The sequence below is a fragment of the Kitasatospora sp. NPDC001225 genome (assembly GCF_053597855.1).
Window position 1 is genome coordinate 41,258 of the sequence record NZ_JBSFJC010000037.1, and the last position, 26,750, is coordinate 68,007.

The window sequence follows — 26,750 nt, forward strand, 5'->3', positions numbered from 1 at the left end:
TACCAGACCCAAGGAGCAACACCCATGACCACACCGCGCCGAAGCGCCCGCCGCCTGGTCCGCCGCTGGTGGCCGGTGGTGCTCGCGGTTCCGCTGGGCGCCGCGGTCGGCGCCGGGTACGCCGTCGCCGCGGACCCGTCGTACGCCGCGAACGCCTACGTCCTCGTGGTCGCGCAGAACCCCGGGGAGGCCGCGATCGCGACCAACTTCGCCCAGGCGTACGGCCGGCTGGCCGGGCAGCCGCAGGTGCTCGGGGTGGCGGCCGCCGAGACCGGCCACACCCGGTCCGAGCTGGAGGCCCTGGTGCACGGGACGACCTCCCCGGACGCCCCGATGATCGAGATCACCGGGACCGGGGAGCGCCCCCAGGAGGCCGCCCGGACGGCCGACGCGGTGGCCCGCTCGCTGGTCGCCTTCGCCAACACCAGCAGCAAGGACACCAACGTCCGGCTGGTGACGCTCTCCCCGGCCGCCGCGCCGGACAGGCCGACCACGCCGTCCGGGAAGCTGGACGTCGCGGTCGGCGGCGCGACCGGGCTGCTGCTGGGCGCGCTGGTGATGATGACCCGGCGCCGGGGTGCCCCGGCGGCGCCGGAGGCCGTCGAGAGCCCCGCGACGCCGCAGGAGCCGCAGGTGCCGCAGGTGCCGCGGGCCGCGCGGGTGCCGCAGGCCCCCGCCGCGTCCGCGCCGGTGGCCGTCCCGACGACCCCGCGCCCGCGCCGCGAGGAGCCGGCCGGGGCCGGGACCGAGCCCAAGCCCGACGCCGGCCCCAAGGCCGCGCCCAAGACCGAGGCCGAGCCCAAGGCCGAGCCCAAGGCCGGGACCAAGAGCGTGAAGGCCCCGGTGAAGGCCCCGGAGAAGGCCGAGAAGAAGCCCGCTGGGAAGCCCGTCGGGAAGGCCGACACGCAGGCCGCCGCCGAGCCCCCGGCGGCGGAGCAGCCCCCGGCCGAGGCGCCGGCCCCGGCCACCACTGAGCAGGCCCCGGTCGGGGGCGGTCGATGAGCACCGAGACCCGCAGAGGCGGCCTGCCCGCCCAGGCGACGGCGCCGGCCTGGACCACCGAGCTGCGCTGCGAGGACGACGCCCTGGACGCCCTCGCTGAGGAGTGGGACGACCTGGCCGCCCGCTGCCGGACCGCCACCTTCTTCCAGGCCGCGGACTGGCAGCGCTCCTGGTGGCGCCACTACGGCCGCCCCGGCGGCCTGCTCGTGGTGCTGGTCCGCCGGGACGGCCGGCTGGTCGGCGCGGGCGCCTTCGTGCGCCGCGGCGGGCCGCTCGGCGGCCTGACCGGCCTCGGCGGCGGGTTGGTCGACTACACCGACGTCCTGCTCGACGACGAGTGCGCCGACCGGGCCGCCGCCGAGTTCGCCGCCGCGCTCCCGCTCACCCGCCCCTGGCACTGGCTGGAGCTGCGCGAGGTGCACCCCGAGGCGGCGGTGCACCGGGTGTACGGGCACTGGCGCGGCAGCCGCCGCCGCTACCAGGACTCGCTCTGCCAGTACCTGCCGGCCGTCCCGATGGACCGGCTGCTCAAGCGGGTGCCCGGCAAGACCGCCCAGCGCAGCCGGGTGAAGCTCCGCAAGATCGCCGAGGCCGGGGTGGAGGTCCGCTCGACCCCGGTGGCGGAGGTGCCGCAGGCGCTGGACGCGATGCTGCGGCTGCACTTCCTGCAGTGGCAGGCGCGCGGCGTCACGCCCGAGCACCGCACCGAGCGGTTCGCCCGGCACCTGGCCGAGTCCAGCACCGGACTGGTCGCCGCCGGCCGGGCCGCCGTCCACCAGTTCCACCTAGACGGCCAGCTGGTCGCGGTCAACCTGCTGCTGCTCTGCCCGTCCTTCGGCGGGCTGTACATGTACGGGGCGCACCCGGTGCTGCGCGAGCGGCTGGACATCGCCGGACTGCTGTTCAGCGCGGCGCTGGACGAGACGGTCGGCGCCGGCGTCCCGCTGCTCGGCCTGCTGCGCGGCCAGGAGCCGTACAAGCAGCGCTGGCGGCCGGACCAGCTGGCCAACCAGCGGCTGCTGCTCGGCCCGGCGGGGGCGGCACCAGCGGCCGCCGTCCGGGCCGGGGCGGTGCGCGCCCGGCAGGCGGCGGCGCACCAGCTGCGCACCCGCTTCCCCCGCCTCAAGGAGGCGCTGCTGGCCCGCCGCCGCAGCTGACCGCTCAGTGCCGGGCGTGCCGCGCGCCGCCCGTCGGTTTGTGCGTCGGCTTGGGGGCCGTCGGACGGGTCGACGGGCTCGCCGCCCGGCTCGGGGTGGCGCCACCCCCGGGTACGGCGGGGGCGGCGGGTACGGCGGGCGCGTCCGGCGGGTCCTCCGGAGCCGGTGCCGGGGCGGTGGGCGGCGCCGGCACCCCTTCCGGCGCCGGGGCCCCCTTCGAACCGGACATCAGCTGCTTGAACGTCGTCGCCGAGCGGGGATTGCGGTCGCACTCGAAGAAGCCGTGCGGACAGTAGTCGGTGACGGTCTGGTAGGCGGTGTCGTGGGTGCGGATCCAGTCGACCATCCGGCGCACGTACTCGGGGTTGTCGCCGTTGCGGAACAGCCCCCACTCCGGGTAGGAGACCGGCTTGCCGCGCTTGGCGGCGAACTCCACCTGGTCCTGGAGGCCGTATGGCTCGCGCACGTAGTCGTCGAAGGTGCCGCCGGCGGGCTGGTCGTAGCTGTCCATGCCGATGATGTCGACCACGTCGTCGCCGGGGTAGCACTTGGTCCACGGGACGGCGTCCAGGCCCCGGCTGGGGGCGAAGTCGAAGCGGAAGCGCTGGCCGGGCACCGAGCGCATCACCCCGACGATCCGCCGCCAGTACGCCTTCCACGCAGACGGGTCGGGCTTGCAGCGGTGGGTGTAGGTGGTGCCGTTCATCTCCCAGCCGAGCGTGAGCACGGTGTCCGCGCCGCCCAGCGCGACCAGCCGGCGCGCGAGCTTGAGGAAGTGCGCGTCGAAGTCCCCGCGCTCCCCCTGGGCGAGCAGCCTGGCGACCTCGCCGTCCGGCACGTTCGCCTCGTTGGGCACCAGCATCGGCACGCCGAGCACCAGCAGCCGGGACGGGTCGGCCTGCCGCCACTGCGACCAGAGGCCGAGCACCATCGCCTCGCCCTCGATGTCGCTCCAGTCGTTGCCCGCCAGATAGGTGTGGCCGACCTGCATGTTCGCGTCGCCGAGCCACTGCGCGTACTGGCGGATCTGCGGGATGTGGTTGTCCCAGGAGCCGACGAAGGCGCCGAACGGCGGCTCGTGGTTCGGCCGCTGGACCGGAGGGCGGGGGGCCGCGCCGCGCGGCTCGACGGCGTCCGAGGAGAGGGTGTGCCGTTCGGTCTGGCTGAACGGCGTCCCCGCCGGGACGCTGGCCGTGGCCATCAGCAGCAGGGTGGCGGCGGCCAGCGTCAGGCGGCCGATTCGCATGGTGCTCTCCTCCGGACGTCGCGTGGGCGGGGCGCACGGTCTCGGCGTGGACGGACCGTGACGCCCCGCTGGCCGACAGTAGGCCCGAAGGGGGATGAAAAAGCCGAATGTCACCCTAAAGTGGGCGCCATTCGAACGCCGTCTGCCGCAACGACCGGCGGCCGGTGCTCAGGTATCAGATCTGTAACGGTCCGGCCGGGCCCGTCCGGCCCGCTCCGGCGGACCCGGCGGAGCGGCCACGGCCCCGACGGCGCAGGTGGGCGGGCGGGCGCGCGGGGCCCGGTGGACGCCCGGCGGGGCCCGGCGGCGGCGGAACCGGGCTGACTCGCGTACCCGGTGAAAGGTACGCTCCGGCCGTGTCCTGGAAGCCTCTGCGTGTACTGACCCCCCGCTCGATCCTGCCTGCCTCGGCGGTGGTGCTGGTCCTTGCGGCCGGGGCGGCGGCGCACGCGAACAAGCCGGTGCCGTTCGGCGACCGGGTCGCGGGGCCGGGCGACGCGGGGGCGACGCCGGTGAACTCCGAGTCGCTCGGCTCGGCCGACCTCGACCTGCGGGTGGGCCCGGGCCTGGAGGCCTTCCACCAGCAGACCGGCGAGCAGGCCTGGTCCTACCGCCGCGAGGGCGTCGAGGCGCTCTACCTGGCGATGGCCGGCGACAACGCGATCGTGGTCTGGGACGACGGCATGGTCACCTCGGTGCGCCCCGGCGACCACGAGGTGCGCTGGCACCGGGTGGTGCCCGGCCTGGCCGACTGGCTGCACGGCGACGGCGAGCCCGGCGCCGACAAGCGGACCGACGCCCAGCGCAAGGCGCTCGCCAAGCAGCGGGCCGCGGCCGCGCTGCACACCGTCCAGCGGGACGGCTCGCCCTGGCTGGCCCTGGTCACCCCGAACCTCACCATGGGCCTGCGCGACGCCGACGGCGACCTGCGCTACAACGACAAGCCCTCCGGCGGCTGCGTCTACGACCCGCTGCGCGCCGTCCACACCGACTACGCCGTGCTGATCCCGCGCACCTGCACCAACAGCGGCGGGCAGGCCGTCTCCGGCGGCATCACCGGCTACCGGCTGGACAGCAACGGCTGGTCGACGAGCACCGGCCCGACGGCCACGGTCAAGGTGCTGGACCGCAGCCGGGTGGAGATCACCGACGGCCCGGTCGTCCCGCCCCGGGTGTTCGACACCAAGGCGGCCGCGCCCGAGACGGCCTGCGGCAGTGTGGGGGCGCCGTTCGCGGCGGTCCGGCCGCAGGGCGGCTGCGCGGCGGACCCGGCCGCCGGCCAGGACCCGGCCGGGAACCCGGCCCCGGACGCCCCGGCGGCCGCCGGAGCCCCCGCGGGGGACCAGCCGGCCGGGCAGCCCCAGTAGCCGGGACGGCCCCCGGTCGGTGGGCCGGCGGGCCGGTGGATACCCCTGGGCGGTACTTCCCCGGGGGCGGTACGGGGCCCGGTAGACTTGCCGCCATGGCTATCTTCTCCGGGCAATAGCGGGCGGCGGCGCCGCGAGGGCCGCGCCGACCGCCGATGAAGCCCCCCTCATGCCAACCCGGCCCCGGGTCCGTCGCACCCGGCCGCCCGCCCACGTCCCAGGAGTAGTCCCCAGCCATGATTTCCGCCAACGCCCTCGAACTGCGTGCCGGTGCCCGGATCCTGATCGAGTCCGCGAGCTTCAAGGTCGCCGCCGGTGACCGGATCGGCCTGGTCGGCCGCAACGGCGCCGGCAAGACGACGCTCACCAAGGTGCTGGCCGGCGAGGGCCTGCCGGCCGCCGGAACCGTCACCCGTTCGGGCGAGGTCGGCTACCTCCCGCAGGACCCGCGCACCGGCGACCTGGACGTCCTCGCCAAGGACCGCATCCTGTCCGCCCGCGGCCTCGACACCGTGCTGAGGAAGATGCGCGAGAACGAGGACCGGATGGCCAACGGCCAGGGCGCCACCCGGGACAACGCGATGAAGAAGTACGCCCGGCTGGAGACCGAGTTCCTCACCAAGGGCGGGTACGCCGCCGAGGCCGAGGCCGCCACCATCGCCGCCGCGCTGGGCCTGCCGGACCGCATCCTCGCCCAGCCGCTGCACACCCTCTCCGGTGGTCAGCGCCGCCGCGTCGAGCTCGCCCGGATCCTCTTCTCGGACTCCGACGTGCTGCTGCTCGACGAGCCCACCAACCACCTGGACGCGGACTCGATCGTCTGGCTGCGGGACTTCCTGAAGACGTACAAGGGTGGCTTCATCGTCATCTCGCACGACGTCGACCTGGTCGAGACGGTCGTCAACAAGGTCTTCTACCTGGACGCCAACCGCTCCGCCATCGACGTCTACAACATGGGCTGGAAGCAGTACCAGCAGCAGCGCGAGGACGACGAGAAGCGCCGCAAGCGCGAGCGGGCCAACGCCGAGAAGAAGGCCGCGACCCTGAACGCGCAGGCCGACAAGATGCGCGCCAAGGCGACCAAGACGGTGGCCGCGCAGAACATGGCCCGCCGCGCCGACAAGCTGCTCTCCGGCCTGGAGCAGGTCCGGGTGAACGACAAGGTCGCCAAGCTGCGCTTCCCCGACCCGGCCCCCTGCGGCAAGACCCCGCTGACCGCCAGCGGCCTGTCCAAGTCCTACGGCTCGCTGGAGATCTTCACCGACGTCGACCTGGCGATCGACCGGGGCTCCCGGGTCGTCGTGCTGGGCTTCAACGGCGCCGGCAAGACCACCCTGCTGCGGATGCTGGCCGGGGTGGAGGCGCCGGACACCGGCGAGGTGATCCCGGGCCACGGCCTGAAGATCGGCTACTACGCCCAGGAGCACGAGACGCTCGACCCGGACCGCAGCGTCCTGGAGAACATGCGCTCGGCCGCGCCGGACACCGACCTGGTGCAGATCCGCAAGATCCTCGGCTCCTTCCTGTTCTCCGGGGACGACGTGGACAAGCCGGCCGGGGTGCTCTCCGGTGGTGAGAAGACCCGTCTGGCGCTGGCCACCCTGGTGGTCTCCTCCGCCAACGTGCTGCTGCTCGACGAGCCCACCAACAACCTCGACCCGGCCAGCCGCGAGGAGATCCTGGGCGCGCTGCGCGAGTTCTCCGGCGCCGTCGTGCTGGTCACCCACGACGAGGGCGCGGTCGAGGCGCTCGACCCGGAGCGGATCATCCTGCTGCCGGACGGCGTGGAGGACCTGTGGAACCCGGGCTACGCCGATCTGGTCTCGCTGGCCTGACCGGAAGTAGACGCGAGATCCGCTTTTTGGATGAGAATATCTAGTCCTTTCGGCGTGTCCGGGAATGAAGTAGACCTGGATTCCGTTTAAGGACTTTCCGTCGGCCCGCCACTCGATCGTGGTCGGGCCGACGCTGCTGATCAGCTCTTTTTCGGCAAACGGCGGCATCAGTCCGGGGGCGCGCACTCTGTGTGAGCGCCCTGCTGCGCTCGGATCACCACCGGTGGACCACGCAATTCCGACATCGACCTTGTCGAATGGGTGGCCAGGACGCGGTGGATGGGTGATCATGGGAATCTGACCGAGCAACGCTACGAGGAGGCACGGGTGGCCGAGACTCTGAAAAAGGGCAGCCGGGTGACCGGTGCCGCGCGTGAGAAGCTCGCGGCCGATCTCAAGAAGAAGTACGACTCCGGGGCGAGCATTCGCGCTCTCGCGGAGGAGACCGGTCGTTCGTACGGCTTCGTGCACCGGATGCTGAGCGAATCCGGAGTCATTCTCCGGGGCCGCGGCGGTGCCACGCGGGGCAAGAACAAAGCGACTGCCGGGGCCAGTTCCTGACGGTTCGTCAGCCATTGGCTGGATGACGCGGCGGCAGGACGCCGACCGAGGAGACGACGGTTGACCATTCAGCCGGGCGTCCGCCCTCGGGTCGTGTGGACCGGCCGCCGATCGTCATGTCCGGGGTGTCGTCCGTCCCCCGTTTTCCGAAGTCCGTTCATTTCTCCCGGGACCGTCTCCTTCGTTCCCCCGCCGAGTGCCCCGGGCCCCGTCGATCCTTCCCGGTCGGGGCCCCTGCCCTTGCGCGTCGAGGTTTGTTACTCTCCGGTAGCCACGTCCCTCGCCACCGGAGGTTCCCCGCATGACCGCTCCCGCCACCGACCCGCAGGCCCCGAGCTGGGAGCGGGACGGCGTCCGCCTGGAGATCCACGGTGAACTCGCCGTCGTCACCCTGTGCCGACCCAAGCGGCGCAACGCCCAGTCGCCCGCGCTCTGGCGCGCCCTCGCCGCCGCCGGGTGCGACCTTCCCGGCAGCGTCCGGGTGGTGCTGCTGCGCGCGGAGGGGGTCTCCTTCTCCGCCGGGCTGGACCGGGCCATGTTCACCCCCGAGGGCATCCCGGGCGAGCCCACCTTCCTCCAGCTCGCCGCCTCCTCCGATCAGGAGCTGGACGCCGCCATCGCCTCGTACCAGGAGGCCTTCACCTGGTGGCGCCGTCCGGACCTGGTCTCCGTCGCGGCGGTCCAGGGCCACGCCGTCGGCGCGGGCTTCCAGCTGGCCCTCGGCTGCGACCTGCGGGTGGTCGCCGAGGATGTCCAGTTCGCGATGAAGGAGACCTCGCTGGGCCTCGTCCCGGACCTGGCCGGCACCAAGCCGCTCACCGAACTCGTCGGCTACGCGCGGGCGCTGGAGATCTGCGCGACCGGCCGCTGGGTGGGGGCCGAGGAGGCCGCCGCGATCGGACTGGCCAACCTGGTGGTGCCGGGCGAGGAACTGGACGCCGCCGCCCGGGACCTCGCGGCGGCGCTGCTGGCCGCTCCGCGCGGCGCGGTGATCGAGACCAAGGCGCTGCTGCAGGGCGCCGCCGGGCGCTCCTTCGACGAGCAGCGTTCGGCCGAACGGGCGGCGCAGGCCCGTCGGCTGCGGGAGCTCGCCGGGATCGGCGACTGACCGCACGGTGATGACGCGGGGCCCGGCCCGGGGGGATTCCCCGGGGCCGGGCCCTTTCCCGTGCCCCCGGCGGGCCGCCGGTGCTCGCCGGGCGGGGATCGTGGCGAAATGCCAGAGTTGGGGAGGTTTGCGATATAGCTGGTGCCGTACGACGGGAGAAGCACCCATGCCTGACACTCCGACGCCCGCGACCATGCCCAAGCACACCGGCAGCGGCAGCGCCCCGAACCCCGGTCCGCCGGGGGCCGGCGGCGGTGCCAAGCCGGTGGGGGAGCGTGGCCGCACCGCGCTGGCCGTCGGCGTGGTGGAGAAGATCGCCGGGATGGCGGCCCGCGAGGTCGCCGGGATCCACGCGCTCGGCTCCGGGCTCGCCCGCACCTTCGGCGCGATGCGGGACCGGGTGCCCGGCGGCAAGCCCAGCGTCGGGCGGGGCATCAAGGCGGAGGTCGGCGAGAAGCAGACCGCGATCGACATCGCCCTGGTGGTCGAGTACGGCGTGGTCATTCCCGAACTCGCCCGCCAGGTGCGGGAGAACATCATCAACGCGGTGGAGCGGATGACCGGCCTGGAGGTCGTCGAGGTCAACATCGCGGTCAACGACGTCCACCTCCCGGACGAACCGGAGTTCGAGGAGGAAGAGGAGCCGGTGGCGCCCTCCGGGCAGCGGCCGAAGCTCAAGTAGCGCGTTCGGCGGCGGACCGACGGCGGACCCGACGAGGCAGCGGGACACGAGGGAGTAGCGGATGAACCTGGCCATCGTCGGCCTGGTGGTGGGCATGGCCCTCGGCTTCGCCGGGTACTTCGGCGGGTTCGCGGCCTTCCTGCTGGTGGCCGCGCTCGGGCTGGTCGGATTCGTGCTCGGGCGCCTGCTGGAGGGCGACATCGAGCTGGGCGAACTCGGGGACCTGCTCCGCGGCCGCGACCGGCGCCGCTGATGGCGGGCCCCGCGTCGGCTCCGGCCGCGCTCTCCGGGTCGGGTTCCGTACCGGGCCGCGGCCCGGGTTCCGGTTCTGGTTCCGGTTCCGTGCCGGGGCGCCGGGGGCGGCTCCGGGTCGCCGACCGGGTGTACGCGCGGATCGCGGCCCGGGCCGTCCGGGAGGTGCTGACCGAGGCCTGGCCCGCCGGGCGGGCGAAGGGGGCGCCGCCGCACGTCTCGGTGACCGTACCGGGGAGCACGGTGACGGTCCGGGTGGCGGTCGAGCTGCCGTTCCCCTCGGACATCGCGGCGCTGGCCGGGGCCGTTCGGACGCGGATCGCGGAGCGGGTGGTGGGGCTGACCGGGACGAGGGTGTCGGAAGTCGTCGTCGTGGTCGAGAAGTTGGTGACGGGGGGCGCCTCGTGACCGAGGAGGTGCCCGGGCCGGAGGCGGTGCCGGGGGCCCGGCCGGAGAAGGTCAGGCGGCTGCGGGCGCCCCGTACGGCCGCGGCGGCCCTGGTGGCGACGGCGGTGCTGGTGGTGGCGGGGGCGCTGCTGTACGACGTGGTCGCCGTACGGGTGGGGCAGCCGGCGCGGCGGTGGCGGGCGCAGATCGCGGACGAGCTGGCGACCCGCCACCTCGACGACCTGGCGGTGCTGGTGGGGGCCGGAGCGGCGACCGCGCTCGGCGGGTGGCTGCTGTGGCTCGCCGTCGCGCCCGGGCTGCGACGGTGGCTCGTGCTGCGGCCCTACGGGGGGACGACCGCGGCCGTCGACCGGGCCGGGGTCGGACACCTGCTCGCGGACCGGGCGGCGGGCCTGGACGGGATCGACCGCCTGCGGATCCGGGTCGGGCGGCGGCGGGTCCGGATCTCGCTGGAGGGGGTGGCGGACCCGGCGCTGGTGCAGCGGCAGTTGCGGGACGAGCTGGAGCGGGTGGGGCTGGGGCGGCCGCTGCGGCTGGACGTGCGGACGGGGCGGGGGACCGGGGACGTGGTGGGGGAGGACCCGGGGGCGGGGACCACCGGTTCCGGGACGGGGGCCGGGGCGGCCGGCGGCGAGGGGGCGGCCGGGTGAGGAGGACGGTCGTCAACCGGGTGGTGCTGGGGGTGGTGGGGGCGGTGCTGCTGGCGGCCGGGGTGCTGGTGCTGGCGGGCGGGCTCGACCTGTACCGGCGGCTGGGCGTCCACCCGCCGCAGTGGTGGCCGCTCACCTCACCCGACCAGCCGGTGGTGAGCGCGCGTTCCCGGGGGCGGTGGGTGGCGTCGTCGTGGTGGTGGCCGACGGTGATCGGCGGACTGACCGCCCTGGTGGCGGGGATGGCGTGGTGGCTGGTGGCGCAGCTGCGGCGCAGCGGGCTGTCGAGCATCGCGGTGCCGACGCCGGGGGTGAGCGGGCTGCGGCTGCGGGTCGGTGCGCGGGCGCTGGAGGAGGCGCTGGAGAACGGGACGGCGGTGCTGCCGGACGTCGAACGGGCCGGGGTGCGGCTGGTGCGGGCGCCGGGGCACCCGAGGCTGCGCGGGGCGGTGCGGCTGCGGCCGGGCGGGGATCCGGCCGCGCTGGTGGAGCACTTCGAGGACGGGCCCCGGACGGACGCGTGCGGGAGCCTGCGGCTGGCGGAGCTGCCGGCCGACCTGCGGATCCGGGTCCTCCAGGCGGCCCACGCCGAGCCGCGGCCCGGGCGGGGGCGGCGCGGTCGGCGGGGGCGCGGGCAGGCGCGGGTGGAGTAGGCGGGTCGGGCTCAGAGGCCGCGGAGGGCGCCGCCGTCGACGGGGACCATGATGCCGGTCAGGTAGGAGGCGGCGGGGGAGAGCAGGAAGGCGGCGACCTTGCCGAACTCCTCGGGGGTGCCGTAGCGGCCCAGCGGGATCGAGGCGGTGGCCTGGGCGCGGGCCGCGTCGGGGTCGGCGGCGAGGCCGTCGAGCTCGCGGACCCGGTCGGTGTCGATCCGGGCCGGGAGCAGGCCGAGCACCCGGATGCCGCGGGGGCCGAGCTCGTCGGCGAGGGCCTTGGCGGCCATGGCGAGACCCGGGCGCAGACCGTTGGAGATGCCCAGGCCGGGGATCGGCTGGCGGACCGAGCTGGAGAGCACGAAGGCGATCACCCCGCCGTCGGGGAGCGCGGCGGCGGTGGCGCGGGCGAGGCGCAGGGCGCCGAGGAAGACGGACTCGAAGGCGTCCCGCCAGGCCTCCTCGGGGGTGGTCTCCACGGGGCCGGCCTGGGGGCCGCCGACGCTGATCAGGATGCCGTCGAGCCGGCCGAAGCGGTGCCGGGCCTCGGAGATGAGGCGCTCGGGGGTGTCGGGGTCGGCGTTGTCGGCGACGAGGCCGTGGGCGGTGCCGAGGGTCTCGAGTCCGGCGACGGCGGTGTCGACGGCTTGCCGGGTGCGGCCGCTGACGAGCACGCGGGCGCCGTCGGCGACGAGTTCGCGGGCGCTCGCGAGGCCGAGGCCCCGGGTGGCGCCGGTGACGATGTAGGCCTTGTCCTTCAGTCCGAGATCCATGGGGACATAGTGCCCGGTGTGGAGGGTGGGGAGCGGGTCGAGGGGGCTGGCGTTGACGCCGGGGGGAAGGTTTACGGTCGTCGTCGGAAGTGCGGGAGGAGTGGTCCGGCATGCGGATCGGGGAGTTGGCGGAGCGGGCGGGGACGACCACGCGGGCGTTGCGGTACTACGAGCAGTTGGGGTTGTTGCCGGCCCGGCGGGCGGGCAACGGGTACCGGGCGTACGACGAGGCGGACCTCAGGCTGCTGCGCGAGATCCGGATGCTGCAGGACTTCGGGTTCGGGCTGGAGGAGACCAGGCCGTTCGTGGAGTGCCTGCGGGCGGGGCACCCGGAAGGGGACTCGTGTCCGGCCTCGCTGGAGGTGTACCGGCGGAAGCTGGGGGAGCTGGACGAGTGCATCGCCCGGCTCCAGGACGTAAGGGCGCAGGTGGCGGGGCAGTTCGACCGGGCCGTACGGGCGCGGGACGAGCTGGCCGCCGTCGAGGAACCGCCCCATTGTGAACTGGCGAAGGAGTAGACGGTGGTGGAGATCGCGGGTGTGCCGGCGGTGACGGACGAGACGTTCGCCGCGGAGGTGCTGGCGGCCGAGGGTCCGGTGCTGGTGGACTTCACGGCGGACTGGTGCCCGCCCTGCCGGATGATGGCGCCGGTGCTGGCGGACATCGCGCGGGAGGAGGCGCACCGGGTGCGGGTGGTGAGCCTGGACGTGGACCACAACCCGCGGACCCAGGCGGCGTACGGGGTGCTGTCGATGCCGACGCTGATGGTGTTCCGGGGCGGGCAGCCGGTGCGGTCGGTGGTGGGGGCGCGGGCGAAGGCGCGGTTGCTGCGGGAGCTGGAGGACGTCCTCTAGGCGGGGACGGCGTCGAGCGGGACCTCGGCCTCGGCGGCCTGCTTGGCGCGGTCCTTGGCCTCGCGGCGGGCGAGGACCCAGACGCCGACCGGGATCATCGCGGTGAACAGCCACCACTGGATGGCGTAGGCCATGTGCGGGCCGATGTCGGAGTGGTTGGGCTCGGGGACCAGCTGGGGCTGGTCGGCCGGGGCCGGGGTGGTGCCGGCGAGTTCGAGGTAGCCGCCGAGGAGGGGGGCGCCGGTCCGCTTGGCCTGCTCGTCGGTGTTGATCAGGTTGAACTGGCGGTCGGGCAGGCCGGTGCGGTCCTTGATGCCGCTGGCGCCGTAGGTCTCCTCGGCGCGCAGGCGGCCGGTGAGGGCGACCTCGCCGGCCGGGGTGGCCGGGACGGGCGGGTACTCGGTGGCGCCGTTGCCGGAGGCGACCCAGCCGCGGTTGACCAGGAGGGTGCCCTTGCCGTCGGCGAGCCGGAACGGGGTCACGACGAAGTAGCCGATGGTCCCGCTGGAGTCGGTCCGCTTGCGGACCACGAACTCGTGTGCCGGGTCGTACTGTCCGGTGGCGGTCACCGTGCGCCAGGTGAGGTCCTTGGGGACCGCGAAGCCGGGGGTCGGCGACAGGGTGTCGAAGGGGACCGGCGCGGCCGTGAGGGCCTGGCCGATCAGCTCGTTCCGGGCCACCCGTGCCTCGTGGCGGTGAAGCTGCCAGAAGCCCAGCTTGATCGTCGCGGGGATCAGCAGCAGCGCGACCAGCATGGTGATCAGCCACTGTCGGGTCAGCAGAAAACGGTACACATGGGAACGGTACGCCGACCTCACAACGGGCTCACGCACCGGGGTGCGGGGCGACCTCGCGCAGCAGTTGGAGGAAGGCGTCCTCGCCGACGACGGGGGTGCCGACCTCGCGGGCCTTGCGGGCCTTGCCGCTCCAGCTGTCCGGCTCGTTGGTGACCAGCAGGCTGGTGAGGCGGCTCACCGAGGTGGCGATGTGCAGGCCGGCCTCGACCGCGCGGTCCTCCAGGACCTCGCGGTCGGTGGCGGTGTCGCCGGTGATGGCCACCCGCATGCCCTGGACCAGCGGCTTGCCGTCCTGCCAGCGCCCCGGGTTGGGGTACGGGCAGGGCGGGCGCTTCTTGGCCTGGCGGTACGAGGCGCCGGTCCAGTTGCCGCGGCCTGGGGTGGTGGGCTCCTCCTCGCCGAGGTCGGTGACCGCGACGCAGTTCTGCAGCGGCAGCGGCACGCCGCCGTCGCGGGCGAGGTGCAGGCTGGGGCGGAAGGCCTCGGCGAGCACCCGGGCGTCGTCCAGGGCGTTGTGGGCGTGGCGCTGCCGGACGCCGAAGTGGGCGGCGAGCGAGGACAGCTTGCCGTTGGGCAGCGGCAGGCGCAGGTCGCGGGAGAGGACCATGGTGCACAGCCGCTGCTCGACCGGGGCGCGCAGGCCGGCCCGGGAGAACTCGCGGGAGATCATGTTCCAGTCGAAGAGCGCGTTGTGCGCGACCAGGACACGGTCGTGCAGGCGTGCGGCGAACTCCTCGGCGATCTGCGGGAAGGTCGGGGCGGTGGCGAGCAGCTCGGCGGTGAGGCCGTGGATCCAGACCGGGCCGGGGTCCCGCTCGGGGTTGACCAGGGTGTACCAGTGGTCGACGACCTCGCCGTCCGGGTCCAGCTGGTAGACGCCCGCCGAGATGACGCGGTCCGAGCGGCCGAGACCGGTGGTCTCGACGTCGACGACCGCGAAGCCCCCGGCGGGGGCGGCGGAGCGCTGCGCGGGGACCGGGGCGGTCCGCGGCGCTCCGTACGTCTCGGGCTGGATCGGTTGCATGGTCCAACAGGATAAGGGGCCGGGCGGGGGGCTCCGGCCGGAATGTTCCGACCGACCGGCCGGAATAGAGTGGTCAGCGGGGGTGTCGTACACCTGGTCGAGACCGTTCAGCTAAGGAACAGCGCATGCGTGCCACCGTGATTCACGGCCCCAACGACATCCGGATCGAAGAAGTCCCGGACCCGGTGATCCAGTACCCGACGGACGTGGTGCTCCGGGTGGTGAACGCCTGTATCTGCGGCAGCGACCTGTGGGCGTACCGCGGGGTCGCGCAGCGGGTGGCCGGGCAGCGGATCGGGCACGAGTTCCTCGGCGTGGTCGAGGAGGTCGGCGCCGAGGTGCGCGGCTTCGCCAAGGGCGACTTCGTGGTGGCGCCGTTCGTCTGGTCGGACGGCGTGTGTGACTTCTGTCTCGAAGGCCTCCAGACCTCCTGCCCGCACGGCGGGTTCTGGGGGCAGGTCGGTTCGGACGGCGGCCAGGGCGAGGCGGTGCGGGTGCCGTTCGCGGACGGGACGCTGGTGAAGCTGCCGAAGGAGGCGGCGGGCGACGAGAAGCTGCTGCCCGGGCTGCTGGCGCTGTCCGACGTGATGTCCACCGGGCACCACGCGGCGGTCTCGGCGCGGGTGCGGCCCGGGGCGACGGTCGCGGTGGTCGGCGACGGCGCGGTGGGCCTGTGCGGCGTCCTGGCGGCGCACCGGCTGGGCGCGGGCCGGATCATCGCGCTGGGCCGGCACACGGCCCGCACCGAGCTGGCCCGCCGCTTCGGTGCGACGGACGTGGTGGCGGAGCGCGGCGAGGCCGCGGTCGAGGCGGTGAAGGAGCTGACCGGCGGGCAGGGCGCGCACGCGGTGCTGGAGGCGGTCGGCACCGAGGAGTCGATGCGGACGGCCGTCTCGATAGCCCGGGACGGCGGCGCGGTGGGCTACGTCGGGGTGCCGCACGGCGGCAGCGCGGGCGTCGACATCGGTCAGATGTTCGGCCGGAACGTTTCGCTGAACGGCGGCGTCGCCCCGGCCCGCGCGTACATCCCCGAGCTGCTGCCGGACGTCCTCTCGGGCGCCATCGAGCCGGGCCTGGTCTTCGACCGGACCGTCGGCCTGGACGGCGTTCCGGACGGCTACCGCGCGATGGACGACCGCTCGGCCCTGAAGGTGCGGATCGCCTTCTGAGGCGTCGGCCTCCCGGCTCCGGCCCGTGCCGCCCCGTTCGGGGCGCGGCACGGGCCGGAGCCGTTCTCCGGGGAGGTTCCGGGGGCCGATCGTGGGCGGTGCGGTCGCTGGGATGGGCTGTTTTTCGGCCAATCGGATGGTGCGAGGGGGTGAACGGTCGACTGATCGCGGTCAACCCCTTCCGGGGCGGGCAGGACGCTCCTAGCATTGCGCGGCGCACACCAGACATGTGACGCCCCTCACGTTCGATCGTTCCCCCCGTGTGACAAATACGCCGAAGGAGTGAGACAGCGTGGATTCGCCGCCGCTCACCACCACCGCCGCCACGGAAGCCCAACTCATCGACGACAGCGAGGAGTTCCGTACGCTGCGGCGCTCGTTCCGGAGCTTCGCCTTCCCGGTCACCATCGGCTTCGTGCTCTGGTACCTGTTCTACGTCCTGCTCTCCTGCTACGCCCCGGGACTGATGCGCACCAAGGTCCTCGGGCACGTCAACGTGGCCCTGGTCCTCGGGCTGCTGCAGTTCGTGACCACCTTCGCCATCGCCGCCTGGTACGCCCGCTACGCGGACCGGCGGATCGACCCGCCCGCCGCGGCGATCCGCGAGGCGCACGGCGCCGTCGTCCACGCTCCCCGGGAGTCCGCCGAATGAGCCTGCTCGCCAGCTCCGCCACCGAGCACCGCGGCCTGACGATGGCCCTGTTCGGCGTGTTCGTCCTCGCCACCCTCGGCATCACCGTCTGGGCCGGGCGGCAGACCAGGAGCGCCGCCGACTTCTACGCCGGCGGCCGCGGCTTCACCGGCTTCCAGAACGGCCTGGCCATCTCCGGCGACTACATGTCCGCCGCCTCCTTCCTCGGCATCGCCGGGACCATCGCGCTCAGCGGCTACGACGGCTTCCTCTACTCGATCGGCTTCCTGGTCGCCTGGCTGGTCGCCCTGCTGCTGATCGCCGAACCGCTGCGCAACTCCGGCCGCTTCACGATGGCGGACGTGCTCGCGTTCCGGATGCGCCAGCGCCCGGTGCGCACCGCGGCGGGCGTCTCCACCATCGTGGTGTCGATCTTCTACCTGCTCGCCCAGATGGTCGGCGCCGGCACCCTGGTGGCCCTGCTGCTGGGGGCCGAGGGGGGCGCCGCCAAGCGCTGGACCATCGTCGGGGTCGGCGCGCTGATGATCGTCTACGTGGTGATAGGAGGGATGAAGGGCACCACCTGGGTGCAGATCGTCAAGGCGGTGCTGCTGATCGCCGGCGCCGCGCTGATGACCGTCCTGGTACTGGCCAAGTACCACTTCAACCCCTCCGAACTGCTCGGCGCGGCGGCGAGCGCGAGCGGCAAGGGCGAGGCCTTCCTCCAACCGGGGCAGAAGTACGGCAGCGGCACCGCCAAGCTCGACTTCATCAGCCTCGGCATCGCGCTGGTGCTCGGCACCGCCGGCCTGCCGCACATCCTGGTCCGCTTCTACACCGTGCCCACCGCCAAGGCGGCTCGGAAGTCGGTGCTCTGGGCGATCGGCATCATCGGCGTCTTCTACCTGATGACCCTGGCGCTCGGCTTCGGCGCGGCCGCGCTGGTCGGCTCCAAGGCGATCAAGGCGGCGAACGCGGCGGGCAACACCGCGGCCCCGCAGCTGGCCGAGGCGCTCGGCGGGGGCGCCGGGAGCACCGGCGGCGCGATCCTGCTCGCGGTGATCTCGGCGGTCGCCTTCGCCACCATCCTGGCCGTGGTCGCCGGGCTCACGCTCGCCTCCTCGGCCTCCTTCGCTCACGACCTCTACGCCAACGTGATCCGGCGCGGGAAGGCGAGCGAGAAGGAGGAGGTGCGGTCGGCGAAGTGGGCCGCGGTCGCGATCGGGGCGGTGGCGATCGTGCTCAGCCTCTTCGCGGACAAGCTCAACACCGCCGCCCTGGTCGCGCTGGCCTTCGCCGTCGCCGCCTCGGCGAACCTGCCCACCCTGCTCTACTCGCTGTTCTGGAAGCGCTTCACCACCGTCGGCGCGGTCAGCTCGGTCTACGCCGGACTGCTCACCTCGGTGACGCTGGTGGTCTTCTCCCCGGTGGTCTCCGGCGCGAAGACCTCGCTCTTCCCGCACTCCGACTTCCACTGGTTCCCGCTGGAGAACCCCGGCCTGGTCTCCATCCCGGTCGGCTTCCTGGCCGGCTGGCTCGGCACGCTGCTGTCCAGGGAACGCCCCGACGCGGCGAAGTACGCTGAACTGGAGGTCCGCTCGCTGACCGGGCTGGGCGCCCACTGATCGTCCCGCGATGACTATGCTGGCCCGGCCCGCCGTGACGGTGGCCGGGCCGGCCGCATCTCGGGGAAGGACGAACGTGCTGCTCGACACCTTCGGACGCCAGGCCGTCGACCTGAGGGTCTCCCTCACGGACCGCTGCAACCTGCGCTGCACCTACTGCATGCCCGAGGAGGGCCTGCGGTGGCTGGCCAAGCCCGAGCTGCTGACCGACGAGGAGATCGTCCGGCTGGTCACCGTGGCCGTGCGCGACCTGGGCGTGCGCGAGGTCCGCTTCACCGGCGGCGAACCGCTGCTGCGTCCCGGACTGGTCGCCGTCGTCGCCGCCTGCTCGGAGCTGGAGCCGCGCCCGGAGCTCTCGCTGACCACCAACGGCATCGGACTGGCCCGCACCGCGACGGCGCTGCGCGAGGCCGGCCTGGACCGGGTCAACGTCTCGCTGGACACCCTCGACCCCGAGGTGTTCCACACCCTCACCCGCCGCCACCGCCACCAGGACGTCCTGGACGGGCTGGCCGCCGCCGAGGCCGCCGGGCTGGCACCGGTGAAGCTGAACGCGGTGCTGATGCGCGGGGTCAACGACCACGAGGCGGCCGACCTGCTGGCCTGGTGCCTGGAGCGGGGCTACGAGCTGCGCTTCATCGAGCAGATGCCGCTGGACGCCCAGCACGGCTGGGACCGTACGTCGATGGTCACCGCGACGGAGATCCTGGACCTGCTGCGCACCCGCTTCACACTCACCCCGGAGCCGTCCGCGAGCCGGGGCGCGGCACCCGCCGAGCGCTGGCTGGTGGACGGCGGCCCGGGCCGGGTGGGCGTGATCGCCTCGGTCACCCGGCCGTTCTGCCGGGCCTGCGACCGCACCCGGCTGACCGCCGACGGCCAGGTGCGCAACTGCCTGTTCGCGACCGGCGAGACCGACCTGCGCACCGCGCTGCGCTCCGGCGCGGACGACGCCGAACTGGCCGCGCTGTGGCGGGCGGCGATGTGGGGCAAGAAGGCCGGGGCCGGGATCGACGACCCGGAGTTCCTCCAGCCCGAGCGGCCGATGTCCGCGATCGGCGGCTGAGCGGGTCGAGCGGGTTGGGCCGGTTGAGCCGGTCGGGCAGGCGCTAGGCCGGCTTCCCGGAGCCCTCGGCGGGCTCGGGGGTCCAGTCGGCGAAGGCGACGACCTCCTTGAGGAAGCCGCGTACCGAGAGGAACTGGGACAGGTGCTCGCGGTGCCCGTCGCAGGCGAGCCAGGTCTTGCGGCGGTCCGGGGTGTGCAGCTTGGGGTTGTTCCACACCAGCACCCAGCCGGCGTCCGTCCGGCAGCCCTTGGCGGAGCAGATCGGCGTCTGCGGGGTGTCCATCGGGCCGTCCTCAGCGATTGGCGGGTGGGTCTGCACCGCCAGTCTGTCACGCCCGTCCGGGCCGACCGGATCCGGGCATGGCGACGCCGGGCAGCCACGGGGGGAGCCGCCCGGCGTCGGTCCGTCGCTCCGACGGGGGATGCGGAGCGCGTACGCAGTATGTCACGCCAAGACCCTCGGATGGGGAGGTCTTGCATGATTAATCTGAGCTTCTTTTGAGCTTTCGCTGAGCCGGACGGGGATGAAGCGGCATGAAACGGACGGTCAGTCCACGTCCTGTGAAGGATCGGTGGGAACGGCCTTTGCCTCTCCTGTACCAGCCTTCGCACCAGCCCCACCCGTCCCACCGGGGCCGAGCATCAGCGGGGTGTCCAGCGGGATGTCGAAGGTGCTCGGCAGCCCCGGGGCCCGCTCCCGGCCCGCGTTGGCGATCAGCACCGCGAAGTACGGCAGCAGGACGGCGCCCGCCAGCGCCGCGAACGCCAGCCAGCGCTGGACGTCCCACAGCACCACCGCGAGCAGCACGCAGACCGTGCGGAGCAGCATCGAGATGACGTAGCGGCGCTGGCGTCCCCGGACGTCCTCGGTGAGGCTGCTGCGCGCCCCCGTGATCCGGAAGACCTGCCCGTCGTCGGCGCTCTTGCCCATGTGTCCTACCGCCCTCGTCGCGCACCCGCGCGCCTGGCCGCGCGGCCTCCTCACGGTACGCCCGGGCGCACCCGGCGACGAGACCGGGTGGGCCGCACCCACCCGGTCGGGTACGCGAAGGGCCTGTCCGGCGGAGCGGACAGGCCCTCGGCGGTGCGGCGCGGCGCTAGGAGCGGCGGGAGAGGTACCGCGGGGGCACGGCGTCGGTGAGCCAGACGCCGTTCTCGCTGAGCCGGAACTCGTGGCCGGCCGCCGTCATCGCCGCCGCGTTCACGGTCAGCACCACCGGACGGCCGTGCCGGGCGCCGACCCCGGTGGCCGTCCCGGTGTCCGCCGAGAGGTGGACGTCCTGGCGGGCCATCGGGCGCAGGCCCTCGCGGAAGATCGCCGCCAGGTGCCGGTCGGCGGTGCCGTGGTAGAGCACGGGCGGCGGCACGGTGGCGGTCAGGCCGAGGTCGACCGCCACCGTGTGGCCCTGGTTGGCGCGGATCGAGAGACCGTCCGGCGAGTAGCCGAAGCGGCGCTTGTTGTTGGTCGCCACGACGTGGTCCAGCTCGGCGCGGGTGAGCGGCCGGCCCCGGGCGGCGAGCCCGGCGAGCAGCTCGTCGACCCGGACCCAGCCGGACGCGTCCAGCACGACCCCCGCCAGCCCGGGCTCGTGCCGCAGGATCCGCGACAGCATCTTGCTCGACCTGACCAGGCGCTTCTCGTCCATCATGTCTCTCGTATCCCCCGTCGGTCAGCGGCTAAGAGGCCTGGCTGACCGAACTCATGTTGAAGTCCGTGACACGCACGGGTGGCATCGCGGTGCGGGTGACGTTGTCGCTCCACTCGCGGGGCAGGCAGCGTTCGGTGCGGCCCACCTCGGTGATCCGGTTCAGCAGGTCCACCGGGGACTCGTTGAACCGGAAGTTGTTGACCTCGCCGACGACCTCGCCGTTCTCCACCAGGTAGACGCCGTCCCGGGTGAGCCCGGTGAGCAGCAGCGTCGCCGGGTCCACCTCGCGGATGTACCAGAGGCAGGTGAGCAGCAGGCCGCGCTCGGTGCGGGCGATCATCTCGTCCAGCGTCGGCGCGGACTCCTGGTCGGCCGTCTCCAGCACGAGGTTGTCGATCGCCGGGCGCAGCGGCAGGCCGGTGAGGGCGGCCGCGTGGCGGGTGGTGACCAGGTCGTTCAGCACGCCCTCGCGGATCCACTCGGTGGCGGTGATCGGCTGGCCGTTGTCGAAGACCGAGTAGTCCCCGCCGGAGGAGTGGGTGAGCACGAACGGCGCGGCCTCCAGGCCGGGTTCGCGCGGGTCGGAGCGCAGGGTCAGCGGCAGGGCGCTGAGCTTGTCGCCGATCCGGGTGCCTCCGCCGGGCTTGGAGAAGACCGTCCGGCCCTCCTGGGCGTCCCGGCCGCCGGAGGACCAGTTGAGGACGATCAGCAGGTCGGCGACGGCCGAGGGCGGCAGCAGCGCCTCGTACCGCCCGGCGGGCAGGTCCACCTTGCGGGCGCCCCAGCCGAGCCGCCTGGTCAGCTCGGTGTGCAGGCCGGCGACGTCGACGTCGGCGAAGTCCCGGGTGGAGGCGCCCACCCAGGCGGAGCTGGAGAGGTCGGCGGTCTTGGCGTTGATCTCGACCATGCCGGTGGGCTGGTCGTGGCGCAGCCGCAGGCCGGTGGAGCTGCCCAGGTAGCTGGAGGTCATCTCGTGCCGGGCGAAGCCGTACAGGAGCTGGCCCTGGGCCGCGGCGCGGGCGAAGGCCTCGCCGAGGGCCGGGCCGAAGGCGTCGAACACCTCGATGGAGGTCAGCGCGGGCGGCTCGGTGAAGTCCGGCGAGGAGGGCCCGCCGGCGATCAGCGGCTGGGCGTCCTCGGCCGGTCCGGCCGCGCGGGCGGCCTCCTCGGCGGCCCGTACCAGGCCCTCCACCTCCGCCGCGGTGACGGCCTCGCGGGAGACCACGCCGGAGGCGGTGCCCTCGGCGCCGGCCACGGTGGCGATCACGGTGAGGCGGCGGCCGCGGGTGACGCCGTTGGTGGTCAGGGCGTTGCCGGCCCAGCGCAGGTTGGCGGTGGACTCCTCGTCGGCGATCACCACGCAGCCGTCGGCGCGGGAGAGGCCGAGCGCCAGCTCGACGAGTTCGTGGGGCTGCTTCGCGGTCATCAGTGACCCGCCTCCTGCTGGGTGTTGAGCACGTTGACGTTGCGGAACAGCGCCGACGGGCAGCCGTGGCTGACCGCCGCGATCTGACCGGGCTGCGCCTTGCCGCAGTTGAAGGCGCCGCCGAGGAAGTAGGTCTGCGGGCCGCCGACCGCCGCCATCGAGCCCCAGAAGTCGGTGGTGGTGGCCTGGTAGGCGAAGTCCTTGACCTGGCCCGCGAGTTCGCCGTCCTTGATGGCGTAGGCGCGCTGCCCCGTGAACTGGAAGTTGTACCTCTGCTGGTCGATCGACCAGGAACGGTCGCCGACGATGTAGAGGCCGTTCTCGACCTGGCCGACCAGGCCCGCGGTGTCCGGGCCGTCGGCGGCCGGCCGGAGCGAGACGTTGGCCATCCGCTGCACCGGGACGTGCGCGGGGGAGTCGGCGAAGGCGCAGCCGTTGGAGCGCTCGAAGCCCTTCAGCGCGGCGATGCGGCGGTCGAGCTGGTAGCCGACCAGGACGCCGTCCCTGACCAGGTCCCAGGACTGGGTGGCCACGCCCTCGTCGTCGTAGCCGATGGTGGACAGGCCGTGCTCGGCGGTGCGGTCGCCGGTGACGTGCATCAGCTCGGAGCCGTACTTCAGCGAGCCGAGCTGGTCGAAGGTGGCGAAGGAGGTGCCGGCGTAGGCGGCCTCGTAGCCGAGCGCGCGGTCCAGTTCGGTGGCGTGGCCGATCGACTCGTGGATGGTCAGCCAGAGGTTGGTCGGGTCGATCACCAGGTCGTAGCGGCCGGCCTCGACGCTCGGGGCCCGCATCTTCTCGGCCAGCAGGACGGGCAGTTCGGCGAGTTCGGCGTCCCAGTCCCAGCCGGTGCCGGTGACGTACTCGTAGCCGCGGCCGACCGGCGGGGCCAGGGTCGTCATCGAGTCGAAGGCGCCGGTGCGCTCGTCGACCGAGGTGGCCTCCAGGTCGGAGTGCACCCGGATCCGCTGCTGGGTGGTCACCGTGCCGGCGGTGTCCGCGTAGAACTTGTTCTCCTGGACGGTCCGCAGGGCCGCCTGGACGTGCGAGACGCCCTCGGCGGCCAGCAGCCGGGAGCTGCGCTCGGCGAGCAGCGCGGTCTTCTCGGCGTCCGGCACCTCGAAGGGGTTGACCTCGTACGCGGAGACCCAGGTGACGTCCCGGTGGACCGGCTCGGCGGCCAGCTCGACCCGCTCGGTGGAGCCGGCCGCCCGGCTGATCCCGCCGGAGAGGCGGGCCACCGCGACGGCCTGCTCGGCGACCCGGGCCGCCGCGTCGGGGGTGAGGTCGACACCGGCGGCGAAGCCCCAGGCGCCGTCCAGCACCACCCGGACGGCGAAACCGAGCTGCACGCTGTCGGAGGTGCCGGCCGGGCGCGCGTCGCGAAGCCGCCAGGAGGCGCTGCGGATCCGCTCCAGGCGGAAGTCGGCGTGGCTCGCGCCCAGTTCGCGGGCGCGGGCGAGGGCGGCGTCGGCGAGGGGCCGCAGCGGCAGGGCGAGGAACGCCGGGTCGACGGCGCGCCCGTGCGGGGCACCGGAGCTATCGGCCGGAGGGATCGGAGGCAATCGGGCTCCCAGGTCGCGGAGGGTGGCGGTGCGGCGCCACAGGGGCGCCCGCACCGCATCATTTCCCGTCCACCGGGTTTCCGGCCAGCGCATTTCGACCGGTGCGCCGCAGTGAGGGACCGTCCGGTCGGGCCTCCGGTGCCCGGCTCCGCGGCCCTCGGGCCCGGGCCGTCAGCCGACGGTCTCCCACCAGCCGTCCAGCTCCGGCGGGTTGTCGACGTCGACCCGCTCGCCGGGGCGCGGCACGGCCAGCGGGACGGCCTGCTCCTTGGCGGCCTTCACCAGCCGTTCGATCGGCTCGGCCCACGGGTGCAGGCCCAGGTTGAAGGTGCACCAGTGGACCGGCACCAGCAGGCCGGCGGTCAGGTCCCGGTGCGCGAGGACGGCGTCCTCGGGGGTCATGTGGATGTCCGCCCAGGCCGCGTCGTAGGCGCCGATCTGGACCAGCGCGGCGTCGAACGGGCCGTGCTGCGCGCCGATCCGGGCGTAGCCCTCGAAGTAGCCGGAGTCGCCGGTGTAGAAGACCTTGCGCTTCGGGCCGGCGATCACCCAGGAGCCCCACAGGGTGGTGTTGCGGGTCAGCCCGCGGCCGGAGAAGTGGTGCGCCGCGGTCAGGGTGAGCACCAGGTCGCCCAGGGTGCAGGTCTCGTCCCAGTCCAGCTCGATGATCCGGTGCTCGGGGACGCCCCAGCGGCGCAGGTGGGCGCCGATGCCGAGCGGCACCGCGAAGGGCGCGGACTGGCTGCGCACCAGGCGCTTGACCGTCGCCATGTCCAGGTGGTCGTAGTGGTCGTGCGAGATCAGCACCGCGTCCACCTGCGGCAGCTCCTCCAGCCCGACCGGCACCGGGTGCAGCCGCTTGGGGCCGACGTGCGCGGCGGGGGAGCAGCGGTCGCTCCAGACCGGGTCGAGCAGCACCCGGAAGCCCTCGATCTCCACCAGCGCGGAGGCGTGCCCGTACCAGGTGACCTCCACGCCCTCGGCGGCCGGCCCGGGCGGCGTGGCGGGGCGGACGGTCGGCACCGGGTGGGCGGGGACGCGGCCGGCCCGCTCGAACAGCATCCGGCGGGCGGTGGCGCCGTCGAAGCCGGGGGCGCCGGTGGCGCGGGCGAGCGCGGAGGGCGCGTTGTGGAAGACGCCGTCGCGGTACTGCGGGGAGTTGCGCACCCGCTCCTCGCGCTCGCCGTCCGGCCGTCGCCCGAACGCCGCCGGCAGGTCGCGCAGCGACCAGGCGGTCGCGCCCAGGCCGGCCGCCAGGGCGGTGAGGGCCAGCAGTCGTCCGCGTCGGTGGGTGCTCCGGGGCCGTGCCTTGGTCATCCGCTCTGCCTTCGTCGCTCGCCGGGATGGTCGGGGATCGGTACGGCCGGTCCCGGGCCGGCCCCGCACCACGGGGGCAACGGGTGCGCCCGCCCGTGTTGTTCCCGTACAGTCGCCCCGATCCGGGCAGCGCCCGGGCCTGGGCGGTCTCCGTCGCCGGGACGGCACGGACGGGTACGGATTGTCGGATTGCGACAGATCCGCCGGGGCGGCGCTGTGGGAGACCGATGCGCCGCCGTCGCCGACCGCCCGATAGCGTCACACTGCGTACGCATTCCGACGTACGCGCTCACTCACGGAGAGAGGTGGATCGTTGAGCCGCTCGGTTCTCGTCACCGGAGGAAACCGGGGCATCGGCCTCGCGATCGCCCAGGCCTTCGCCGAAGCGGGCGACAAGGTGGCCATCACCAGCCGCTCGGGCGAGGTGCCCGAGGCGCTGGCCAAGTACGACGTCCTCGCGGTGCGCTGCGACATCACGGACGCCGGGCAGGTCGACGCCGCCTTCACCGAGATCGAGCAGAAGCACGGTGCGGTCGAGGTGCTGGTCGCCAACGCGGGCATCACCAAGGACACGCTGATGCTGCGCATGTCCGAGGAGGACTTCACCTCCGTCGTGGACACCAACCTGACCGGCACCTTCCGGGTGGTCAAGCGCGCGTCCAAGCTGATGATGCGCGCCAGGAAGGGCCGCGTCGTGCTGATCTCGTCCGTGGTGGGCCTGTCCGGCTCCCCGGGCCAGGCCAACTACGCCGCCTCCAAGGCCGGCCTGGTCGGCTTCGCCCGGTCGCTGGCGCGCGAGCTCGGCCCGCGCAACATCACCGTCAACGTGGTCGCCCCCGGCTTCGTCGACACCGACATGACCGCCGTGCTCAGTGACGAGCGCCGCGCGGAGATCGTCGCGGGCGTGCCGCTGGGCCGCTACGCGGCGCCCGCAGAGGTCGCCTCCACCGTGCGGTTCCTCGGGTCGGACGAGGCCGCGTACATCACTGGAGCCGTCATTCCCGTCGACGGCGGATTGGGCATGGGTCACTGATCATGAGTGGAATCCTCGAAGGCAAGCGGATCCTGATCACCGGTGTGCTGATGGAGTCCTCCATCGCCTTCCACACCGCCAAGCTCGCGCAGGAGCAGGGCGCGGAGATCATCCTCACCGCCTTCCCGCGCCCGAGCCTGACCGAGCGGATCGCCCGGAAGCTGCCGAAGCCGGTCAAGGTGCTGGAGCTGGACGTCTCCAACCCGGAGCAGCTGGCCGGCATCGCCGACCAGGTCCGCGAGCACCTGCCGACCCTGGACGGCATCGTCCACTCGATCGGCTTCGCCCCGCAGGACGCGCTGGGCGGCAACTTCCTGGACACCCCGTGGGAGTCCGTGGCCACCGCGATGCACGTCTCGGCGTACTCGCTGAAGTCGCTGACCACGGCGCTGCTGCCGCTGATGCAGGACGGCGGCTCGGTGGTCGGCCTGACCTTCGACGCGCAGTACGCCTGGCCGCAGTACGACTGGATGGGCCCGGCCAAGGCCGCCCTGGAGTCGACCAACCGCTACCTGGCGCGCTACCTGGGCGACCGGGACATCCGCTGCAACCTGATCTCGGCCGGTCCGATCGGCTCGATGGCCGCCAAGTCCATCCCGGGCTTCGGCGACCTGGCCGACACCTGGAACCACCGCTCCCCGCTGAAGTGGGACCTGAGCGACCCGGAGCCGGCCGGCCGCGGCATCGTCGCGCTGCTGTCGGACTGGTTCCCGAAGACCACCGGCGAGATCATCCACGTCGACGGCGGTCTGCACGCCATCGGCGCCTGACGCTCCGCCCGTACGCCGCTGCCCGGCCCTCCCTCGCGGGGGTGCCGGGGCCCGGCCGGGGGAGTGTACTCCCGCGCGGGCAGACGGCCCCGGGGGCGCCGGGCCCCATGGCGCGGCCGGCGGTTAGGGAGAG

At 73.7% G+C, this 26,750-nt stretch carries 29 protein-coding genes; 19 read left to right on the forward strand and 10 right to left on the reverse strand.

Annotation, left to right across the window (positions count from 1 at the left end):
* The first annotated feature begins 24 nt into the window (after nt 1-24).
* Nucleotides 25-1,002 carry a Wzz/FepE/Etk N-terminal domain-containing protein gene (locus ACWDCZ_RS15570; protein WP_449816149.1) on the forward strand — a complete coding sequence of 326 codons (978 nt, stop codon included), beginning with the start codon at nt 25-27 and terminating at the stop codon, nt 1,000-1,002.
* Nucleotides 999-2,159, forward strand: coding sequence for a GNAT family N-acetyltransferase (locus ACWDCZ_RS15575; RefSeq protein ID WP_079271932.1), 1,161 nt, complete (start codon nt 999-1,001; stop codon nt 2,157-2,159). Before ACWDCZ_RS15570 ends, ACWDCZ_RS15575 begins: the two co-directional genes overlap by 4 nt.
* A gap of 4 nt (nt 2,160-2,163) precedes the next feature.
* Here ACWDCZ_RS15575 and ACWDCZ_RS15580 read toward each other — a convergent pair whose 3' ends face one another.
* Nucleotides 2,164-3,405 (reverse strand): glycoside hydrolase family 26 protein, encoded by a 1,242-nt coding sequence (locus ACWDCZ_RS15580; RefSeq protein WP_375873298.1) that lies wholly within the window; start codon nt 3,403-3,405, stop codon nt 2,164-2,166.
* A 356-nt stretch (nt 3,406-3,761) separates the two neighbouring features.
* Here ACWDCZ_RS15580 and ACWDCZ_RS15585 point away from each other — a divergent pair, with 356 nt between their 5' ends.
* The 9 genes from ACWDCZ_RS15585 (at nt 3,762) to ACWDCZ_RS15625 (ending at nt 10,921) form a co-directional block, all read left to right on the forward strand.
* Nucleotides 3,762-4,772, forward strand: a complete 1,011-nt coding sequence (locus tag ACWDCZ_RS15585; protein WP_117490068.1) for a PQQ-binding-like beta-propeller repeat protein — start codon at nt 3,762-3,764, stop codon at nt 4,770-4,772.
* Between the two features lie 236 nt (nt 4,773-5,008).
* The gene (locus tag ACWDCZ_RS15590; RefSeq protein ID WP_449816150.1) at nt 5,009-6,607 is read left to right on the forward strand and encodes an ABC-F family ATP-binding cassette domain-containing protein; all 1,599 of its coding nucleotides are present in this window, start codon (nt 5,009-5,011) and stop codon (nt 6,605-6,607) included.
* Nucleotides 6,608-6,934: 327 nt separating this feature from the next.
* Nucleotides 6,935-7,168 (forward strand): helix-turn-helix domain-containing protein, encoded by a 234-nt coding sequence (locus ACWDCZ_RS15595; RefSeq protein ID WP_049658450.1) that lies wholly within the window; start codon nt 6,935-6,937, stop codon nt 7,166-7,168.
* Nucleotides 7,169-7,469: 301 nt separating this feature from the next.
* Nucleotides 7,470-8,276: an enoyl-CoA hydratase/isomerase family protein gene (locus ACWDCZ_RS15600; RefSeq protein WP_449816151.1), complete on the forward strand. Its 807-nt coding sequence runs from the start codon at nt 7,470-7,472 to the stop codon at nt 8,274-8,276.
* A 193-nt stretch (nt 8,277-8,469) separates the two neighbouring features.
* Entirely contained in the window at nt 8,470-8,958 is a 489-nt protein-coding gene (locus tag ACWDCZ_RS15605) for an Asp23/Gls24 family envelope stress response protein (protein ID WP_074001607.1), read from the forward strand.
* A 61-nt stretch (nt 8,959-9,019) separates the two neighbouring features.
* Nucleotides 9,020-9,211, forward strand: a complete 192-nt coding sequence (locus tag ACWDCZ_RS15610) for a hypothetical protein (protein ID WP_049658455.1) — start codon at nt 9,020-9,022, stop codon at nt 9,209-9,211.
* 89 nt (nt 9,212-9,300) lie between these two features.
* Nucleotides 9,301-9,618: an Asp23/Gls24 family envelope stress response protein gene (locus tag ACWDCZ_RS15615; protein WP_241852790.1), complete on the forward strand. Its 318-nt coding sequence runs from the start codon at nt 9,301-9,303 to the stop codon at nt 9,616-9,618.
* Nucleotides 9,615-10,268 carry a DUF6286 domain-containing protein gene (locus ACWDCZ_RS15620; RefSeq protein WP_449816152.1) on the forward strand — a complete coding sequence of 218 codons (654 nt, stop codon included), beginning with the start codon at nt 9,615-9,617 and terminating at the stop codon, nt 10,266-10,268. Before ACWDCZ_RS15615 ends, ACWDCZ_RS15620 begins: the two co-directional genes overlap by 4 nt.
* A complete protein-coding gene (locus tag ACWDCZ_RS15625) occupies nt 10,265-10,921 on the forward strand; it encodes an alkaline shock response membrane anchor protein AmaP (RefSeq protein ID WP_143204497.1) in 657 nt (218 codons plus the stop codon). Before ACWDCZ_RS15620 ends, ACWDCZ_RS15625 begins: the two co-directional genes overlap by 4 nt.
* Before the next feature lie 11 nt (nt 10,922-10,932).
* Here ACWDCZ_RS15625 and ACWDCZ_RS15630 read toward each other — a convergent pair whose 3' ends face one another.
* On the reverse strand, nt 10,933-11,694 hold the full coding sequence (locus ACWDCZ_RS15630; protein ID WP_375873303.1) for an SDR family oxidoreductase: 762 nt from the start codon (nt 11,692-11,694) through the stop codon (nt 10,933-10,935).
* A 110-nt stretch (nt 11,695-11,804) separates the two neighbouring features.
* Between ACWDCZ_RS15630 and ACWDCZ_RS15635 the strand changes: the two genes are divergently transcribed.
* Together ACWDCZ_RS15635 and trxA are read left to right on the forward strand one after the other, a co-directional pair.
* Nucleotides 11,805-12,212, forward strand: coding sequence for a MerR family transcriptional regulator (locus ACWDCZ_RS15635; protein ID WP_049653502.1), 408 nt, complete (start codon nt 11,805-11,807; stop codon nt 12,210-12,212).
* Nucleotides 12,213-12,215: 3 nt separating this feature from the next.
* Nucleotides 12,216-12,548, forward strand: coding sequence for a thioredoxin (gene trxA, locus ACWDCZ_RS15640; protein WP_049653505.1), 333 nt, complete (start codon nt 12,216-12,218; stop codon nt 12,546-12,548).
* On the opposite strand, the gene ACWDCZ_RS15645 is transcribed toward trxA, so the two are convergent.
* The gene (locus tag ACWDCZ_RS15645) at nt 12,545-13,342 is read right to left on the reverse strand and encodes an SURF1 family cytochrome oxidase biogenesis protein (RefSeq protein WP_074001604.1); all 798 of its coding nucleotides are present in this window, start codon (nt 13,340-13,342) and stop codon (nt 12,545-12,547) included. The two genes, trxA and ACWDCZ_RS15645, sit on opposite strands and share 4 nt — an antisense overlap.
* Nucleotides 13,343-13,373: 31 nt before the next feature.
* Nucleotides 13,374-14,369 carry a DEDDh family exonuclease gene (locus tag ACWDCZ_RS15650; RefSeq protein WP_449816153.1) on the reverse strand — a complete coding sequence of 332 codons (996 nt, stop codon included), beginning with the start codon at nt 14,367-14,369 and terminating at the stop codon, nt 13,374-13,376.
* Between the two features lie 125 nt (nt 14,370-14,494).
* Here ACWDCZ_RS15650 and ACWDCZ_RS15655 point away from each other — a divergent pair, with 125 nt between their 5' ends.
* The 4 genes from ACWDCZ_RS15655 to moaA all read left to right on the forward strand — a co-directional run bounded on the left by ACWDCZ_RS15655 (nt 14,495) and on the right by moaA (nt 18,860).
* Entirely contained in the window at nt 14,495-15,538 is a 1,044-nt protein-coding gene (locus ACWDCZ_RS15655; protein ID WP_049653512.1) for a zinc-dependent alcohol dehydrogenase family protein, read from the forward strand.
* Nucleotides 15,539-15,830: 292 nt separating this feature from the next.
* Nucleotides 15,831-16,190, forward strand: coding sequence for a DUF485 domain-containing protein (locus ACWDCZ_RS15660; protein ID WP_049653515.1), 360 nt, complete (start codon nt 15,831-15,833; stop codon nt 16,188-16,190).
* Nucleotides 16,187-17,794 (forward strand): solute symporter family protein, encoded by a 1,608-nt coding sequence (locus ACWDCZ_RS15665; RefSeq protein ID WP_049653517.1) that lies wholly within the window; start codon nt 16,187-16,189, stop codon nt 17,792-17,794. The genes ACWDCZ_RS15660 and ACWDCZ_RS15665 overlap by 4 nt, the downstream gene beginning before the upstream one ends.
* Nucleotides 17,795-17,870: 76 nt before the next feature.
* Nucleotides 17,871-18,860 (forward strand): GTP 3',8-cyclase MoaA, encoded by a 990-nt coding sequence (moaA, locus tag ACWDCZ_RS15670; protein WP_049653518.1) that lies wholly within the window; start codon nt 17,871-17,873, stop codon nt 18,858-18,860.
* Nucleotides 18,861-18,903: 43 nt separating this feature from the next.
* On the opposite strand, the gene ACWDCZ_RS15675 is transcribed toward moaA, so the two are convergent.
* The 6 genes from ACWDCZ_RS15675 to ACWDCZ_RS15700 all read right to left on the reverse strand — a co-directional run bounded on the left by ACWDCZ_RS15675 (nt 18,904) and on the right by ACWDCZ_RS15700 (nt 24,814).
* Entirely contained in the window at nt 18,904-19,143 is a 240-nt protein-coding gene (locus ACWDCZ_RS15675; RefSeq protein ID WP_049653520.1) for a hypothetical protein, read from the reverse strand.
* 264 nt (nt 19,144-19,407) lie between these two features.
* Nucleotides 19,408-19,791, reverse strand: coding sequence for a DUF3099 domain-containing protein (locus tag ACWDCZ_RS15680; protein WP_049653522.1), 384 nt, complete (start codon nt 19,789-19,791; stop codon nt 19,408-19,410).
* 166 nt (nt 19,792-19,957) lie between these two features.
* Nucleotides 19,958-20,506 (reverse strand): RNA 2'-phosphotransferase, encoded by a 549-nt coding sequence (locus ACWDCZ_RS15685; RefSeq protein ID WP_117492063.1) that lies wholly within the window; start codon nt 20,504-20,506, stop codon nt 19,958-19,960.
* Nucleotides 20,507-20,537: 31 nt separating this feature from the next.
* Nucleotides 20,538-21,935 (reverse strand): metallopeptidase TldD-related protein, encoded by a 1,398-nt coding sequence (locus ACWDCZ_RS15690; RefSeq protein WP_074001599.1) that lies wholly within the window; start codon nt 21,933-21,935, stop codon nt 20,538-20,540.
* Complete coding sequence (locus ACWDCZ_RS15695) at nt 21,935-23,488, reverse strand: TldD/PmbA family protein (RefSeq protein WP_449816154.1); 1,554 nt, start codon at nt 23,486-23,488, stop codon at nt 21,935-21,937. Before ACWDCZ_RS15695 ends, ACWDCZ_RS15690 begins: the two co-directional genes overlap by 1 nt.
* Before the next feature lie 180 nt (nt 23,489-23,668).
* Nucleotides 23,669-24,814, reverse strand: a complete 1,146-nt coding sequence (locus ACWDCZ_RS15700; RefSeq protein WP_380777730.1) for an MBL fold metallo-hydrolase — start codon at nt 24,812-24,814, stop codon at nt 23,669-23,671.
* A 313-nt stretch (nt 24,815-25,127) separates the two neighbouring features.
* Between ACWDCZ_RS15700 and fabG the strand changes: the two genes are divergently transcribed.
* Nucleotides 25,128-25,847 carry a 3-oxoacyl-[acyl-carrier-protein] reductase gene (gene fabG / locus ACWDCZ_RS15705; protein WP_049652094.1) on the forward strand — a complete coding sequence of 240 codons (720 nt, stop codon included), beginning with the start codon at nt 25,128-25,130 and terminating at the stop codon, nt 25,845-25,847.
* A 2-nt stretch (nt 25,848-25,849) separates the two neighbouring features.
* A complete protein-coding gene (fabI, locus tag ACWDCZ_RS15710; protein WP_049652095.1) occupies nt 25,850-26,617 on the forward strand; it encodes an enoyl-ACP reductase FabI in 768 nt (255 codons plus the stop codon).
* Nucleotides 26,618-26,750 lie beyond the last annotated feature (133 nt).